This is a genomic window from uncultured Cellulomonas sp., from assembly GCF_947494015.1.
GTDB lineage: Bacteria > Actinomycetota > Actinomycetes > Actinomycetales > Cellulomonadaceae > Pengzhenrongella.
This window is the reverse complement of the sequence record NZ_CANLTL010000001.1, coordinates 290,822-306,553: the sequence shown is the minus strand read 5'-3', so window position 1 is coordinate 306,553 and position 15,732 is coordinate 290,822. Positions and strand designations below refer to the sequence as shown.

The following is a 15,732-nucleotide window of genomic DNA, read 5'->3' as shown; positions in this document are numbered from 1 at the left end:
GAGAGGAAGGAGGGACGACATGAGCATCGACGCGAGTGCAGCACCCCTGGAGCTCGGTCTCCAGGAGCTCGAGGAGCTCGAGGCCCCGGGCTGGATCGACGTGGTCGGGTTCTCGCTGGGCGCGGTCGCCAGCAGCGCCGTGACCTACATCGGCTCCGCCCTGGCGGTCAGCGCCATCACGTGAGCGCCTGACCGACCGACGACGGATCGCACCCGGAGGGGAGGGAAGACATGCCGAACACCGATCTGGCTCCGCTGGAGCTGGACCTGCAGGAGCTGGAGGACCTCGAGGCGCCCGGATTCTGGGACTCGTTCAGCGCCGGCGTCGCCGTCAGCTCGGCTGGCGGCGCGGCCTACCTGGCCAGCGCGATCGCGGTCAGCGCGATCACCTGATCGAGCCAGGAACGCCCAGGCACGGCCCGTCCGAGGGGTCCGTGCTCGTGTGACGGCCTGTGGGGCGGCCCTGCGCCGCCCCACAGGCCCCGACGGACCCGCATGGCGGAGGAGAACGGGATGAGTGGCAGGCAGAACGGGTCGAGCGTCGTGCTGGACCGCGTGACCAAGCAGTACAAGGACACCACGGCGCTGGACGACGTGAGCTTCGAGGCCCGCACGGGTCGCGTGCTGGGGTTGCTCGGCCGCAACGGCGCGGGCAAGACGACGGCCCTGCGCATCATGCTCGGGCTGACCAGCCCGACCTCCGGCACCGCGACCGTGCTGGGCCACCCGTACCCGCAGCTGCCGGACGGTCCGCGCCGGGTCGGCACGACGTTCGACGGCGACGGCCAGCCGCCGGGCGTCAGCGGCGCGAAGGCGCTGCGCGTCTGGGCGACCATGCTCGGGCTGCCCGGGTCCCGGGTCGGTGAGGTCATCGACCTGGTGGGGCTGTCCGGAGCCGAGCGCAAGGCGGTGTCCGCCTACTCCACCGGCATGCGGCAGCGGCTGGACCTCGCGGTCGCGCTGCTGGCCGACCCGGAGGTCGTCATCCTCGACGAGCCGGCCAACGGTCTGGACCCGGACGGCATCCGGTGGCTGCGGGACCTGCTGCAGCGGCTGGCCGCCGACGGCCGCACGGTCATCGTGTCCAGCCACCTGCTGGCCGAGGTCGAGCAGACGGTCCAGGACGTCGTCATCCTGCAGAGCACCGTGCGGTACTCCGGGTCCCTGGCCGACCTGACCGGCGGCGGCAGCCGCCGGCTGGAGGAGGCGTTCTTCGACCTCGTCGAGCCCCGGCCGAGCTCGTCCCCGAGCTCGCCCCCGCCCTCGTCCCTGACCTCGTCCCCGAGCCCGGTCGCAGGCCCGGTCGCAGGCCCGGTCGCGGGTTCGACCGCAGGCTCCGCGGCGACGGTGGGCGGGGTCCGATGACCGGCCGGGTGCTCCGGGCGGAGTGGCAGAAGGTGTGGACGGGCAGGACGTGGTGGGTGATGGGGGCGATCGCACTGCTGTGGTGCTCCTACATCGCGTACTCGTTCGGGGTGCTCGAGGTGTCGCCGCCGGAGGGTGTGCCCGCCGGCGCCGCCCCGGTGGAGCCCGCCGCGCTCACCGCGGTGGTCGCCCGGCAGTGGTTCCAGATGCATCTCGTCACGAGCCTGCTGGCGGCGATCGCGGTCACCCGCGAGTACTCCGCCCACACCGTGACCCGCAGCGTGCTGCTGGCCGGTGACCGGACCCGCCTGTTCGCCGCCAAGGTGCTCGTCGCCGCCGGGATCGGCGCCGCGTACGGCCTGGTCGCGGTGGTCGGCTCGGTGGTCAGCACCTGGGTGTCGCTGGGCGTCCTGGACGTGGCCCCGACCGTCAGCCGGGAGCTGTGGCTGACCCTGGTGGGCGTCTTCGCGGTCAGCGTGCTCGGCGCCCTGTGGGGGTCCCTGCTGGCCTGGGTCTTCCGCAACCAGGTGGTCACGATCGTGGTCCTGCTGGTGACGACGCTGATGATCGAGCCGCTGCTGCAGACCATCTCGCCGGACCGGTTCAGCTGGACGTTCTCGATCGTGCTGAGCGCCATCTACCTCGACGGCAAGGACGGGCTGCTGGGCCTTCCGCTGGCCTACACGGCCGCGGTGGCGTGGCTGGCCGCCGCGGCGGCGCTCGCTGCGGTGCTGCTGCGCAGGCGAGACGTCGTCGGGTGATGGCCGCCCGGGCCGGCTCCCCGCGAGCAGCCACCGACCCTGCCCTGCTGGACCGGCCGGCGCTGGCTGCCGGCGTCGAGGTGATCGCGCCCGGGGAGCCGGGCGCGCCCTGGGTCATCCGCCGGGGTGCGGGGTACCTGCGGGTGGGTGCGGACCTGGGCCGGCTCGCGGCCGGCCTGGACGGGCACGCAGACCGGGCCACGCTCGCCGACCGCCTCGGGCCGCCCTGGTCGCCCGAGGCGGTCGAGCTGGCGGTGGACCGGCTCGGCAGCGCGGGTCTGCTCGACGACGGGCGCACCCGACCGGCGGCCACGGCGCGGCGCGTGGTGTTCGTCCCGCCGCTGTCGGTGCAGCTCACCCTGGTCCGGCCCGGCCGGGGGATGCAGCGGCTGGCGCGGGTCGTCCCGTCGCTCGCGGACCACCGCACACGCAGCGTCGTCGTCGCGGTGGTCGCACTCGGGCTGCTGGCCCTGGTGATGCAGGGCGGTGCACTGGTCGAGGCGCTGAGCACACCGGTGCCCTGGCAGTCCGTCGTCCTGCTGGTGCTGGCCGCGGGCGCCGCGACGACCGTGCACGAGGTGTCCCACGGTGTCGCGCTGGTGCACGAGGGCGGCCGCCCGAGCCGGATGGGCTGGATGCTCTTCTACCTCATGCCGGCGATGTTCTGCGACGTGTCGGACGCCTGGCGCCTGCCGCGGCCGGCGCAGCGCGTGCGGGTGGCGCTGGCCGGGGTGCTGACCCAGGCGGTCATCGGCGCGGTCAGCGCGTTGGCGGCCGGTCTGCCCGTGCCCGGCCCGGTGCGGGACTGGTTGCTGGTGTTCGCCGCGGGCAGCTACGCCGTCGGGCTGCTCAACCTGGTCCCGCTGGTCAAGCTCGACGGGTACATCGCGCTCATGACCCACCTGGACCGGCCCAACCTGCGGGCGCTGTGCATCGACTGGGCCCGGGCGACGACCGCCTGGGCGCTGCTCGGCGGCGGCCGCCCGGTCCGCCCGGCGGGCGTGCCGCGCTGGGGTGCCGCGTTCGGGTGGGCCAGCGTCCTGTTCCCCTGGTACCTCGCCCTGACGGTCCTGGGCCTGTACGTCGGGCTGCTCAGCAGGACCGGGCCGCTCGGGGTGGCCGTCCTCGTGGTCGGCGCGGTGTACCTGGCCGCTCTCGTCGTGCAGGGCGCGGTCCGGCTGGTGGCCGCCGGTCGCCGCAACGGGGCCCGTCCCGGGCGGACCGCGGCGGCGCTCACCGCGGTCGCGGCGGTGGTCGCCGTGGGCCTGACCACCGTCCGGCTCCCGCTCGCGGTGCCCGGGGCGTACGTCGCCGTCGACGGCCGCCTCCTCTTCGCGGTCCCCGAGGGCGTCGGCGTGCCCCGGATCGACCCCGGAGCGCCGGTCGAGGTCGCGCAGGCAGGGCTGGTGCTGACCCGCACCCGGGCCACCGGGCAGGTCGTCGGCCCGGTCGACGGACTGGTGGACGCGCCCGCCGCGGCGTTCCTGCCGGTCACCGTGACCAGCGACGTCACCCTCCCGGCACAGGCCTGGGAGGTGCGCCTCGACGGCGGTCGCCGGCCGGACGACGGCGCCGCCGTGGTCGACGCCGGGCTGCGCCCGCTCGGGCAGTGGCTCTATCTCACCTACATCGCAGCGGGGTTCGAGTGAATCGTCAGTACCTGGCCTTCTGCCACGGCGGGACGCCCTTCTACGACCTGGGACCGGCACAGGTCCACCAGCCCACGTTCCCGGCGCTCGCCGGGCCGGTGCCGCCGGGCTGGGAGCGCCGGCGGGAGCCGGAGTGGACCCACCTGGTGCCGACCGGGGTCCCGCTCGTGCGGCAGGGCTGGAAGATCCACGTGTCGGCGTGCCCGGACAACGCCGAGCGCGTCCTCGACGTGGTGATCGAGTACTGCGTGGCCCACCAGCTCCAGCTGAAGGTGCTCAGCGGACCGGCGGTCCTGCGGCGGCGCAACGCGAAGGACGCCCACCGCGGCGGCAGCGGCAAGTTCATCACCATCTACCCGCCGGACGACGCCGTGCTGGAGAAGACCCTGCGCGAGCTCGGCACCCGGCTCGAGGGCGAGCGGGGCCCCTACATCCTCAGCGACCTGCGGTGGGGTGGCGGTCCGCTGTACGTGCGGTACGGGGCGTTCGTCAGCGAGGTCGTCGAGACCGACGGCGGCCGCGTGCTGCACTGCATCCGCGACCCCGAAGGCCGGCTCGTGGAGGACCGGCGCACACCGTCGTTCCGCCCGCCGGCGTGGGCGCCGGTCCCCGACTGCCTGCACGAGGCCCTGGCCGCCCGCCAGGCGGGGGTGCTCGCCGACTTCCCGTTCGCGGTGGAGCGGGCGCTGTACTTCTCCAACGGCGGCGGCGTCTACCGGGCGACGCACCGGCCCACCGGCCGGACCGTGCTGCTGAAGGAGGCACGCCCGTTCGCCGGGCTGGACGAGGGCGACCGGGACGCCGTCGCCCGCCAGCGCCGGGAGCTGTGGGCGCTCGAGCAGCTCGCCGACGTGTCGATCGTGCCGGGGCTGGTGGCGCACGTGCACGGGCACGAGCACGAGTTCCTGGCGCGCGAGTTCGTCGAGGGTTTGAACCTGCTCGACTTCGTCGGGCGGCACCACCCGATGCTGCACGGCTCCGCGGACCCCACCGAGCTGGAGCAGTACACCCGGCGTGTGCTGGCGATCGTCGCGCAGGTGGACCGGGGGATCGAGGAGATGCACGCCGCCGGGGTCGTGTTCGGCGACCTGCACCCGGGCAACATCCTCGTGCAGGACGACGACTCGGTCCGCCTGATCGACCTGGAGACGGCGACCCCCGTCGCCGAGAACGCGCAGCAGGTGTTCGCCGCCCCCGGGTTCCGCGCGCCGCCGGGGTCCCGGGGTCGCCGGCTCGACCGCTACGCGCTGGGCTGCCTGCGGCTGGCGGTCCTCCTGCCCGAGTCCACCGTTCCGCTCGCCTGGGATCCCGAGGCCCTGACGGCGGTGCTGAGCCTCGTGCACGCACGGTTCCCGGTACCGGCCGACTACGACGGCCTGGTCCGGCGCGACATGGGCGTCGATCGCTCCGCGACCGGCCTGGGCGGGGACGGCTCCGCGGCCGACGCGCCACCGGTGGCCCGGCCGTCGGTCCGCACCGCCGAGGAGGCGACGTGGCCGGCGGTCCGGGACGCGGTCGCGGGATGGATCTGCGCACAGGCCACGCCCGAGCGGTCCGACCGGCTGTTCCCCGGCGACGTCGCCCAGTTCGCCCACCCCGCCGGTGGGCTGGGACTGGCGTACGGCGCCGCCGGCGTGCTGCTGGCGCTGCGGGACGCCGGTGTCGAGGTCCCGGCGGGGCACGTCGACTGGCTGGTCGAGGCCTCCCGGCGCGCCGTCCTGCTGCCCGTCGGCCTGCACGACGGCGCCGCCGGCCTCGCCTACGCGCTGGAGTCGCTCGGTGCGCAGGACGCCGGGCGCTCGCTCGCCGCCGGCCTGCCCGCCGCCGTCGAGCGCACCGGGGACCGCAGCCTGTTCTCCGGGCTGGCCGGTCTGGGGGCGACCCTGGCCTGGTTCGCCGCCCGCACCGGGTCCGGTGAGCACCTGGACGCGGCGCGGGAGGTCGCGGACCGGCTGCTGGCCGCGGACCACCCGGGTGACCAGCGGGCGGACCAGCGGGCGGACCAGCCGACGGGCCGGCGGGCGGCCGAGCCGGCGCGCGGGCCGGCCGGGCGGCCCGCCCAGGGTCTGCTGCGGGGACCGTCCGGCGAGGCCGTCTTCCTGCTCGCCCTGCACGACCTCACCGCGGACCCGGTCCTGCTGACCGCCGCACGGACGGCGATCACCTCCGACCTGTCCGCGTTCGGGCTGCTGCCCGGCGGCGGGGGACCGGACGACGCCGCGGCACCGGACGGCCGACCGGTGCCCGGTGCGGCGGTGGCGGAGGCGGGCGGCGTCGCGCTCGCTCTGCGGATGCTGCTCGCCCGGCAGCCGGACCCGGCTCTCGCCCCCGTGCTGGACACGGTCGCCGACCGCGGCACCACCTCGGTCCGGCTCATCCCGGGGCTGCTGCGCGGACGGAGCGGCGAGCTCCTGGTCGGCACGACGCTACGACCGGGGCGGGCGGCGGTCGGTGCGACGCTGGCCGCCCACGCCCCGGCGCTGGCGATCGCGGAGGTGCGCGGTGAGCAGGGGCTGGGGTTCCTGGGGGACGTGCTGCTGCGCCAGTCCTGCGACCTGGCCACCGGGGCGGCCGGCGTGCTGGCCGTGCTCGACCGGGTCCTGACCGGCCGAGCCGGCCAGGACCTGCCCCTGCACCTGTTCGGACCTGCACCTGTTCGGCGCAGCTAGACCCGGTCCAGCACGTCGGTGAGCTCGTCGACGACCCGTCGCTGCCGGTCCACCGGCAGCGACGGGTACATCGGCAGGGAGAAGATCTCGTCGGCGAGCCGCTCGGTGACCGGGAGCGACCCGGCCGGCACCCCCAGGTGGGCGAAGCCGGACATCGTGTGCACCGGCCAGCGGTAGCTGACGTTGAGCTCGATGCCCCGCTCGGCGAGCCGGGCCAGGATCTCCTCGCGCGCCGGGTGCCGGACGACGTACAGGTAGTACACGTGCGTGTTGCCCGGCGCGGTGACCGGGAGGGTGAGCGCGGACCCGGCCAGGGCGCGGTCGTACCGGTCGGCGATCTCCCGCCGGCCGGCGATGTACTGGTCGATCCGGCCCAGCTTCCGGCGCAGGATCTCGGCCTGCACCTCGTCCAGCCGGGAGTTGCCGCCGGGCGTGCTGACCACGTAGTAGCGGTCCTCCATGCCGTAGTACCGCTGCCGGCGTACCGACGCGTCCACCGCGGCGTCGTCGGTCAGCACCGCGCCGCCGTCGCCATACGCGCCCAGCACCTTCGTGGGGTAGAACGAGAACGCCGCGGCATCTCCGAGGGAGCCGACGACCGACCCGTTCCGGGTCGCACCGTGCGCCTGTGCGCAGTCCTCGACGACCGACAGCCCGTGGTCGGCGGCGACGGCCATGACGGGCTCCATCGCGACCGCCTGGCCGTACAGGTGCACCGGCAGCACGCACCGCGTCTGCGGGGTCACGGCCCCGCTGAGCTGGGTGACGTCCATGAGGTAGGTGTCGGGGTCCACGTCGACGAACACGGCGCGGGCGCCGACCGCCTCGATCGCCACGACGGTCGGCGCGGCCGTGTTGGACACCGTGACGACCTCGTCACCGGGCCCGACGCCGACCGCCCGCAGTGCCAGCACCAGCGCGTTGGTGCCGTTGTCGACGCCGATCGCGTGCCGGCGGCCGTGGAACGCCGCGAACTCGCGCTCGAACGCCGCGACGCTCGGTCCCAGGACCAGCTGGCCGGAGGCGAACACGGTCTGGACCGCCTGGAGCAGGTCGGCGCGCTCGGCCTCGTACTCGGGCAGGTAGTCCCAGACCCGGACGGGATCGTGCTGGTTGACGTCGACGGACATGTCACATCCTCAAGGGGCCGGGGCCGGGGCCGGGGCCGGCGGTAGGGGTAGGGGTAGGGGGACGGGTACGGCGTCCGGCGCAGGCGCACCCGGGAGGGTCCGCGCGGCGAGGACGTCGACGAGCCGCCGGACGCCGTCGTGCCAGGTGGTGCGGGGGCGCCAGCCGGTGGCCCGGACGAAGTCGGCCGGGTCGGCGACGTGGCCGGTCAGGTCGTGCCCGGTCGCCCACGGGGGAGGGTCGGTGCGCCGCACGGGGACGGGTGTGCGGCCGGTGGCCGCCGCGACCTCCCGGGCGACGGTCGCGGCGATGTCCGCGACCGCATGCGCCCGGCCGTGGCCGACCGTCCAGGGCCGCCCGGCCAGCGCGCCCGCGTGGGCGGCGGCCGCGAGGAAGGCCTCGGCGGCGTCGTCGGCCCACAGCAGGTCACGGGTCATCGCGCCGTCGGCCCAGACGCTCAGCGGCTCCCCGCGCAGCGCGGTGCGGATCATCGTCGCCACCACACCGGTGTCGGGGGTGCCGGGACGCTGACCGTAGAGGGTGCTCAACCGCAGGCCGACCGCGTCCACGCCGCCGGACGACGCCCCCAGGACCAGGGCCTCACCGCGGCTCTTCAGGGCGTCGTAGGCCGTGGTCGGTGACCCGCCCGACTGGCTCGAGCTGCCGGCGTGCAGCAGGACGACCGGCCGGCGCTGCCGACCGGCCCAGTACGCCAGGTGCTCGCACACGTCGACGTAGACGCCGCGCTCGGGCCCCGTCCCGTCGACCCGCCAGCCCTGCGCACCGGCTGCGCGGTGCGAGACCGCGACCACCACGGTGTGCGCACCGATCAGGGCGGCCTCGAGCTCGGCGCGGCGGGTGACGTCCGCCCGCACGCCGTGCACGCCGCCCCCCGGAACCCCCCACCCGCTGCGGGACACCGCTCGGACGGGCCGGCCGGCGTCGGCGAACCGCCGGCAGACGGCGCTGCCCAGCAGGCCGCTGCCCCCGAGCACGGCGACCGGGTGCGCTCCGCTCACTCCGTGCGCCATGCGGGCGCACGCCCGATGGTGCCCACGGCCTGCAGGCAGCTGAGCAGGCTGCGCAGCTGGAGGTTGACGTAGTGGCTGTGGCGCAGCAGCTCCTCGAGCTGGTGCACCGTCACCCAGCGGAAGCCCGGGCCCTCCACGGCCGGGTCCGGGTCCACCTCGACGATCAGGTGCCGGTTGGCCGACCGGAAGAACCGACCGCCCTCGTCGGAGTGCACCCGGTCGTACAGCACCCGGTCCGCGGGGGCGCTGGTCAGCGGCTCCAGGTGGCGCTGCGTGCCGGGATTGGCGAGGTCCGCGGGCTCCATCGGGCGGTGCTGCACCGTCGGTGCGATCTCCACGGCGTCCACCAGGCCCGGCTCCGTGCGCAGGTGCACGAGCACGTGCAGCACGTCCCCGAAGCGGGCGACGAGCAGACCGAGCGTCCCGTCGGCGTGCGGCTCGATCATCGGCTGCGACCACCGGTCGATCTCGCGCCCGGCGGCCTCCACGCTGACCCCGATCACGTCGAACCAGGCGTCGTCCTCGTGGCTCAGCCCGGCGGCGGTCCGCGACCATCCCTCGAGGGTGTGCAGCGGGCGCACGTCGACCCGCACGTACGTGCTCGACCGGACCTCGGTGACCCAGTTGAGGATCGCCTGCAGGGTGTGGCGGCTCGGCGACCCGACCCGGCCGGAGCGGGCCAGCGCGGCGACCACCGGGTCGTGGTCGTGCGGGTCGACGGGGACCAGTCCCCACGGGAGGCAGGACAGCACGGTGCGGGTGTCCATGTTGACCCGGTCGTCGGCGAGGAACAGGTGGTGCAGCTCGGGGAGGCGGAGCCAGCGGAAGTGCTCGGGGGCCTGCGGCGGGCGCTCGGTGAGCACGACCATGTTGCGGTTGCGCTTGCGGAAGAACACGGTCCCGTGCTCGGACTGCCGGACGTCGACGAGGACGTCGCTCGGCCGCGCGGCCTGCAGGACGTCGAGCATCGGGACCGGGCGGCCGCCGTGCGCTCGCATGTAGTTGCTCCGCGTCGCCTGCACGGTCGGTGCCAGCTGGAGCCCGGTGGGGTTGCCCGGCTCGGGCTTGCCCTGGACGAGCAGCTCCAGCCCCGAGCGGCCCATCCGGCTGACCAGGGCCAGGACGCCCACGTCCGGCTGGTCGATGATCGGCTGGGTCCAGCTCCACCGCTCCTCGACCTCGACGTGGGCCTCGATGCCCATGATGCGGAAGAAGCGTCCGGTGCCGTGCCGGATGTCGTCGGCCTGCGGATCGGTGAGCCAGCCGACGACCTCGTCCAGCGGGACCCGGGTCGGGGTCGCGTGCAGCCGGGGCGGGACCGACCGCAGCCAGTCGCGGGTGGCGGCCACGACGTCCGCCCGGCCGGCCGGCCTCGGCCGGGGCATTCGCGGCCGGCTGACCGGCACCCCCGACGCGACCTGCGGCCCGACCGGCCGCTCGACCGGCCGCTCGACCTGCCCGGGGACCAGCACGGCGTCGACCACGTCAGACCTCTTCCACGTCCGGGACGTACCGGATCCACCGGCCGCCGTCGGCCCTGAAGGCCGACTCCTTGTCGAGCACCTCGGCGGTGTGGTTCCAGGCGAACAGCACGAACGTGTCCGGCAGGTCGTCAGGAGAGTCCGGGAACGGCAGCACCGGGATGTGGGTGCCCGGGGTCAGCCGGCCCTGCTTCTCCGGCGTGGTGTCGTAGACGCACGGGATGAGGTCCGGACCGATGCCGCAGTAGTTGAGCACCGTGGCGCTCTTGGCGGTCGCCGCGTAGCCGGCGACGCTGCGCCCCTGCGCCCGGGTCGACCGCAGCAGGTCCAGCAGCGCGGTCCGCTTGGCCGCCACTCGCTCGGCGAACCCGGCCAGGACGTCCGGGTCGGTCAGCCCGAGCGCCCGCTCGCGTGCGACCTGCGCCGCGGGCGCCGGCCCGGGCTCACGGGCTCCCGAGCGTGCCAGCGTGTAGCGCAGCTCCCCGCCGTGCACGTCCAGGTGCTCGACGTCGACCAGCCGGAACCCGTGCCGCAGGGCGAGCGCGCTCACCGACGTCGCGGAGAACAGGTAGAAGTGCTCGTCGTAGATCTGGTCGAACGACGCGAGCCGGAACACGTCCTCCCACGAGGGGTCCTCGAAGACCAGGACGCCGTCGTCGGTCAGCAGGGCGGCGGCGCCGGCGAGCACCGAGTCCAGGTACGGGATGTGGCACATCGTGTTGGCCGCGTAGACGACGTCGGCGCGGCCGTGCTCGGCGGCGATGCGGCGGGCGGTCTCCAGCTCGAAGAACGCGCACTGCGCCTGCACGCCGGCGGCGGTGGCGTCCCGCACGGCGTCCGCGGAGGCGTCCACGCCGAGGTGGCGGACGCCGGTCTCCGCGAGCCGGCGCAGCATGGTCCCGTCGTTGCAGCCGACCTCGACGACGAAGGGGTCCGCGGTGCTGCTGTGCGCGACCAGCCGGTCCGCCACGGCTCGGAAGTGCTGCGTCATCCGGTGCGAACTCGCCGTGCGGAACGGGTACTCGCTGTGGAACATCCGCTCGCGCGGCACCTCGCTGCCCAGCTGCACCATGCCGCACCCCTGGCAGCACGTCACCGTCAGGTCGTAGGTGAACTCGGTAGCGACCTCCTCGGGCCGCAGGAACGCGTCCGACAGGGGCTGGCGCCCGAGGTCCAGGAACTGCTCGGCCCGGTCCCCGCAGGCCCGACAGGTTGGCATGCGGTGACCGTAGGTCCGGCCCTTCGGCCGGACCTACGGACTTGCGGATTCTTGAACACACCGCCGTCGACGCGACGGGCGGTCGATCCCCGCCCACGACGCCGTCGGGCGTCGGTGGACGTGGTCGGACGTGGTCGGACGTGGTCGGACGTGGTCGGACGTCGGTCGGGCTCAGCCGGCCTGCAGGCCGAGCACGGCCTGCAGCGCCCGGCGGTGCCGCACCAGGGCCTTGCGCCCGCTCGCCGTCACCGCGTAGGTCGTGGTGGCCCCGGGTCCCCGCCCGGACTTGGTGACCCGCACGTAGCCGGCGTCGTCCAGGGACGCCATCTGCTTGGACAGGTCGGAGTCGTTCAGCCCCAGCCGGGTCCGCAGGTACGCGAAGTCCACGCTCTCGGTGGAGCTCACCATCGCCAGTGCGGCGAGCCGCTTCGGCGCGTTCAGGACCGGGTCGAGCTCGTCGAGGGGGGAGCTCACCGCAGACGCTCCCTGACCCGCTCGGCCGCTGCCGGGTAGGCGCGCAGGCGGTAGAAGGCGTGCAGGGCGGTCATCGCCACCGCGATCACCACGACGCCGACCACCCAGCCCAGCTGCCACCACGCGAGCGCGGCCACCAGGGCGACGAGCACGACGCCGACCACGAACCGGTGGTACGTGCTCTTGACCTCGGCCGGCGCCTGCGCCATCCGCGGCCACACGCCCCAACGGCGCCGGAGCCAGGCGATGACGGCCATCTCCGAGACCAGGAGGGCGGCCAGCAGGATCGACGCCGCCACGGTTCGGCCGTCGAGGTAGAGGTGGACCATCACCGCCAGGCCGGCCCACCAGAGGCCGACGGCGGGGCTGTACCACCCCGGGCTGCGCGGGTGGTCGATGAACGGCGAGGCCGCTGCACGATCGGACTGACGGAGGATCTCAGCGCTTTCCATGTGAGAAAGCATAGGGAGAGGTTTCCAGTCCGGCAAGTGCCGGATCCGCGAGTGGTGCTCCTCGTCGGTGACGTGGTCCAGCCAGGTCGCGGCCCGGGTCCCGGGCCGGGTCCCGGCCTGGGCGATCCGATGGCCCGTAGGGGGCGCCTGAGGCCGACGGACGCCGGGACGCGTCTGCGGCTTCCGGGCGGCCCCTGCAGCGGCAGACGCGCCAGGAGCGGCGCGCATCAGCCGGATGTGCGGGTAGCCTCCAGGTGTGACCGTCTTCCGCATCAAGGAGGCAGCCGACCTGTTCGGCGTGAGCGACGACACCGTGCGGCGCTGGGCGGACAGCGGCCGGATCACTACGACGACCGATGCGTCCGGGCGGGCGGTCGTCGACGGGGCGGAGCTGGCCAGGTTCGCCGCGCAGGCGGCCCGGGACGCGACGCAGCCGCACCTCGGCGAGGTCGCGGCGGCCTCGGCGCGCAACCGCTTCACCGGCCTGGTGACCCGCGTCGTCAAGGACACCGTCATGGCCCAGGTCGAGATCCAGTCCGGTCCGCACCGCGTCGTGTCGCTGATGAGCCGCGAAGCCGCCGACGAGCTCGGTCTGGAGCCGGGCGTGCTCGCGGTCGCGGCCGTCAAGGCGACGAACGTGTCCGTCGAGATCCCGCGGGCGCGCTGACCGCGGGTCGGCCTCAGACATGGAGCACACCATGCGTCGTCCCGCCCTCGCGCTGGTCACCGCGGTCGCCGGCCTGGCCCTCGCCGCGTGCGGTGGTGGCGCGCCGGGCCCCGGCGCCGGCGCCACGGGCGCCTCGGCGACGCGGGGCACGACCACGGCCGGCTCCCCGACGTCGGACCTGAGCGGCGACATCACCGTGCTGGCGGCGGCGTCCCTGACCGAGTCGTTCACCACCCTCGCGGAGCGGTTCGAGGCCGCCCACCCCGGGGTGTCGGTCACGGTCAGCTTCGCCGCCAGCTCGACGCTCGCCGCTCAGATCGCCGACGGCGCCCCGGCGGACGTCTACGCCTCGGCCAGCGCGACGACGATGGACGACGTCACGGCGGCCGGGCACGCGGACGACCCGGTCGTGTTCGCCGTCAACAGCATGCAGATCGCCGTCCCGCCCGGGAACCCGGGGGACGTCACCGGTGTGGAGGACCTGGCCGATCCGGCCGTCACGACCGCCCTGTGCCAGCCGGAGGTCCCCTGCGGGGCGACCGCGGCCCAGGTCCTGACCCACGCGGGGCTCACGGTGCGACCCGTCACGCTCGAGCCGAACGTCAAGGCCGTGCTCAGCAAGGTCCGGCTCGGTGAGGTCGACGCCGGGGTCGTGTACGTGACCGACGTCCTCGCCGCGGGCGACGACGTCGAGGGCGTCGAGATCCCCGGCGCCGTCAACGCGACCACCGACTACCCGATCGCCACCCTGTCGCGCAGCCAGCACCCGGACGTCGCCGCGGCGTTCGTCGACCTCGTGCTGTCCCCGACCGGGGCCGGCGTGCTGTCCGCCGCGGGCTTCGCGCCACGCTGACCGGCATCCAGGGAGCCCCGAATCGTGCCGACGACGCTGAGCCCGCGAGAACGCACCCGCCGGGCGAGGACCGGCGCCGGGTCGCGGTCGGCGCCCGTGCCGCTGCTGGCCCCGGCGCTCGTGGGGATCCTGTTCCTCGTCCTGCCGTTGGTCGGTCTGCTGCTGCGGGCACCGTGGGCCGACGCCTGGACGAGCCTGCGCGGGTCTGCGGCCGGTGAGGCGCTGCGCCTGTCGCTGTGGACCTCCACGGTCGCGACCGTGATCTCGCTGCTGGTCGGCGTGCCCCTGGCGTGGCTGCTGGCCCGGACCGTGTTCCCGGGCCAGCGCCTCGTGCGCGCCCTGGTGACCCTGCCGCTGGTGCTCCCGCCGGTGGTCGGCGGCGTCGCGCTGCTCATGGCGTTCGGGCGCAGCGGCTTCATCGGGCAGCACCTGGACCGGTGGTTCGGGGTCACCCTGCCGTTCACCCCGGCCGCGGTCGTGATCGCCGAGACGTTCGTAGCGATGCCGTTCCTCGTCGTGACCGTCGAGGGCGCACTGCGAGCAGCCGACCGCGGCTTCGAGGAGGCCGCCGAGACGCTGGGGGCGGGGCGGATGACGGTGTTCCGCCGGGTCACGCTCCCGTTGATCGGACCGTCCCTGGCCGCCGGCGCGGTCCTGTGCTGGGCCCGGGCGCTGGGGGAGTTCGGTGCCACGATCACGTTCGCCGGCAGCTTCCCCGGCCGGACGCAGACCATGCCGATCGCCGTCTACTACGCCCTGGAGGCCGACCCCGACGCCGCGATCCTGCTCAGCCTCGTCCTGCTGCTGGTCTCGGTCGCGGTGCTGCTGGCGCTGCGCGACCGGTGGCTGCGCGCCGGGTCGGCCGCATGATCGACGGGCTCGTCGTCGACGCCCGGGTCGTGCGCGGCGCCTTCACCCTGGACGCCCGGCTGCGCGCCGCGCCGGGCGAGGTCGTGGCCGTCCTCGGCCCCAACGGCGCCGGGAAGTCCACGCTGCTCAGCGCGGTCGCCGGCCTGACCCCGGTCTCCGCGGGGCGCATCCTGCTCGACGGGCAGGTGCTGGACGACGCCGGCTCCGGTGCGTTCCTCGACGCCGCCCACCGCCCGGTGGGCGTGGTGTTCCAGGGCCTGCGCCTGTTCCCCCACCTGAGCGTCCTGGACAACGTCGCCTTCGCGCCGCGTGCCCGCGGCGCGGGCCGGGCGCGGTCCCGGGCCGTCGCGCACGACTGGATCAGCCGGCTGGGCCTGGTCGAGCTGGCTGACCGGCGCCCCGGCGCCCTGTCCGGCGGGCAGGCGCAGCGCGTCGCGCTCGCCCGGGCCCTGGCCGGCGACCCGGCGGTCCTGCTCCTGGACGAGCCGCTGTCGGCGCTGGACGCCCGCACCCGCCTGGACGTCCAGGGCGAGCTCAAGCGTCACCTGTCGGGGTTCGCCGGGCCGAGCCTGGTGGTCACCCACGACCCGGTGGAGGCGCTCGTGCTGGCCGACCGGCTCGTCGTCGTCGAGCACGGCCGCGTCGTGCAGGAGGGCACCCCGGCGCACGTCGCCCGGCGCCCGGCCACCGAGTACGTCGCCCGGCTGATCGGCCTGAACCTCTACCCCGGGACCGCCGACGGCGACGAGGTCCGCCTCGACGGCGGCGGCACGCTGGTCGTCCCCCAGCACGGCGAGCACGGGCCCGTGCTGGTCGCCCTGCGGCCGTCGGCGATCGTCGTCAGCCCGCACCGGCCCGACGCCTCCAGCGCCCGCAACACGTGGCCGGCCACGGTCGCCGGCCTGACGATGCTCGCCGACCGGGTCCGCCTGGACCTCGTCGGGGCGCCGTCCGCGCTCGTCGACGTCACACCCGCCGCCGTCGCCGAGCTGGGGATCGTCGCCGGCGGCCAGGTGTGGCTGTCGGCGAAGGCCACCGAGATCGAGGTGTACCAGCCGTCGGCGCCGACCGCCGGCCCGCAGCCCTGACGGCGACGCAGCGGGGCGCGGGACC

Annotated in this window: 16 protein-coding genes; 10 read left to right on the top strand and 6 right to left on the bottom strand. The window is 75.1% G+C overall.

The window, feature by feature from the left end; translation table 11 throughout:
• Positions 1-19 precede the first annotated feature (19 nt).
• The 6 genes from Q0840_RS01370 (at position 20) to lanKC (ending at position 6,444) form a co-directional block, all read left to right on the top strand.
• Positions 20-184, top strand: a complete 165-nt coding sequence (locus Q0840_RS01370; protein ID WP_298455207.1) for a daptide-type RiPP — start codon at positions 20-22, stop codon at positions 182-184.
• A gap of 47 nt (positions 185-231) precedes the next feature.
• Positions 232-393: a daptide-type RiPP gene (locus Q0840_RS01365; RefSeq protein ID WP_298455204.1), complete on the top strand. Its 162-nt coding sequence runs from the start codon at positions 232-234 to the stop codon at positions 391-393.
• A 120-nt stretch (positions 394-513) separates the two neighbouring features.
• On the top strand, positions 514-1,365 hold the full coding sequence (locus Q0840_RS01360) for an ABC transporter ATP-binding protein (protein WP_298455201.1): 852 nt from the start codon (positions 514-516) through the stop codon (positions 1,363-1,365).
• Positions 1,362-2,126 (top strand): ABC transporter permease, encoded by a 765-nt coding sequence (locus Q0840_RS01355; protein WP_298455198.1) that lies wholly within the window; start codon positions 1,362-1,364, stop codon positions 2,124-2,126. Before Q0840_RS01360 ends, Q0840_RS01355 begins: the two co-directional genes overlap by 4 nt.
• Positions 2,126-3,775, top strand: coding sequence for a daptide biosynthesis intramembrane metalloprotease (mpaP, locus tag Q0840_RS01350; protein WP_298455195.1), 1,650 nt, complete (start codon positions 2,126-2,128; stop codon positions 3,773-3,775). The genes Q0840_RS01355 and mpaP overlap by 1 nt, the downstream gene beginning before the upstream one ends.
• Positions 3,772-6,444, top strand: a complete 2,673-nt coding sequence (gene lanKC / locus Q0840_RS01345; RefSeq protein WP_298455192.1) for a class III lanthionine synthetase LanKC — start codon at positions 3,772-3,774, stop codon at positions 6,442-6,444. The genes mpaP and lanKC overlap by 4 nt, the downstream gene beginning before the upstream one ends.
• On the opposite strand, the gene Q0840_RS01340 is transcribed toward lanKC, so the two are convergent.
• From Q0840_RS01340 to Q0840_RS01315, 6 genes are all read right to left on the bottom strand, one after another.
• Positions 6,441-7,574: a DegT/DnrJ/EryC1/StrS aminotransferase family protein gene (locus tag Q0840_RS01340; protein ID WP_298455189.1), complete on the bottom strand. Its 1,134-nt coding sequence runs from the start codon at positions 7,572-7,574 to the stop codon at positions 6,441-6,443. The genes lanKC and Q0840_RS01340 overlap by 4 nt on opposite strands.
• A 9-nt stretch (positions 7,575-7,583) precedes the next feature.
• Positions 7,584-8,591 carry an NAD(P)-dependent oxidoreductase gene (locus Q0840_RS01335; RefSeq protein WP_298455186.1) on the bottom strand — a complete coding sequence of 336 codons (1,008 nt, stop codon included), beginning with the start codon at positions 8,589-8,591 and terminating at the stop codon, positions 7,584-7,586.
• Positions 8,588-10,087: an NDP-hexose 2,3-dehydratase family protein gene (locus Q0840_RS01330; protein WP_298455183.1), complete on the bottom strand. Its 1,500-nt coding sequence runs from the start codon at positions 10,085-10,087 to the stop codon at positions 8,588-8,590. The genes Q0840_RS01335 and Q0840_RS01330 overlap by 4 nt, the downstream gene beginning before the upstream one ends.
• 1 nt (position 10,088) lies before the next feature.
• Complete coding sequence (locus Q0840_RS01325; protein WP_298455180.1) at positions 10,089-11,303, bottom strand: class I SAM-dependent methyltransferase; 1,215 nt, start codon at positions 11,301-11,303, stop codon at positions 10,089-10,091.
• Between the two features lie 171 nt (positions 11,304-11,474).
• Positions 11,475-11,777, bottom strand: coding sequence for a transcriptional regulator (locus tag Q0840_RS01320; RefSeq protein ID WP_298455177.1), 303 nt, complete (start codon positions 11,775-11,777; stop codon positions 11,475-11,477).
• Positions 11,774-12,229: a hypothetical protein gene (locus Q0840_RS01315; RefSeq protein ID WP_298455174.1), complete on the bottom strand. Its 456-nt coding sequence runs from the start codon at positions 12,227-12,229 to the stop codon at positions 11,774-11,776. The genes Q0840_RS01320 and Q0840_RS01315 overlap by 4 nt, the downstream gene beginning before the upstream one ends.
• A 256-nt stretch (positions 12,230-12,485) precedes the next feature.
• On the opposite strand from Q0840_RS01315, the gene Q0840_RS01310 reads away from it, so the two are divergent.
• The 4 genes from Q0840_RS01310 to Q0840_RS01295 all read left to right on the top strand — a co-directional run bounded on the left by Q0840_RS01310 (position 12,486) and on the right by Q0840_RS01295 (position 15,707).
• The gene (locus tag Q0840_RS01310; RefSeq protein ID WP_298455171.1) at positions 12,486-12,896 is read left to right on the top strand and encodes a molybdopterin-binding protein; all 411 of its coding nucleotides are present in this window, start codon (positions 12,486-12,488) and stop codon (positions 12,894-12,896) included.
• Positions 12,897-12,927: 31 nt separating this feature from the next.
• Positions 12,928-13,749, top strand: coding sequence for a molybdate ABC transporter substrate-binding protein (gene modA / locus Q0840_RS01305; RefSeq protein ID WP_298455168.1), 822 nt, complete (start codon positions 12,928-12,930; stop codon positions 13,747-13,749).
• Between the two features lie 96 nt (positions 13,750-13,845).
• Positions 13,846-14,619: an ABC transporter permease gene (locus Q0840_RS01300; RefSeq protein ID WP_298455165.1), complete on the top strand. Its 774-nt coding sequence runs from the start codon at positions 13,846-13,848 to the stop codon at positions 14,617-14,619.
• The gene (locus Q0840_RS01295) at positions 14,616-15,707 is read left to right on the top strand and encodes an ABC transporter ATP-binding protein (RefSeq protein WP_298455162.1); all 1,092 of its coding nucleotides are present in this window, start codon (positions 14,616-14,618) and stop codon (positions 15,705-15,707) included. The genes Q0840_RS01300 and Q0840_RS01295 overlap by 4 nt, the downstream gene beginning before the upstream one ends.
• Positions 15,708-15,732: the final 25 nt, after the last annotated feature.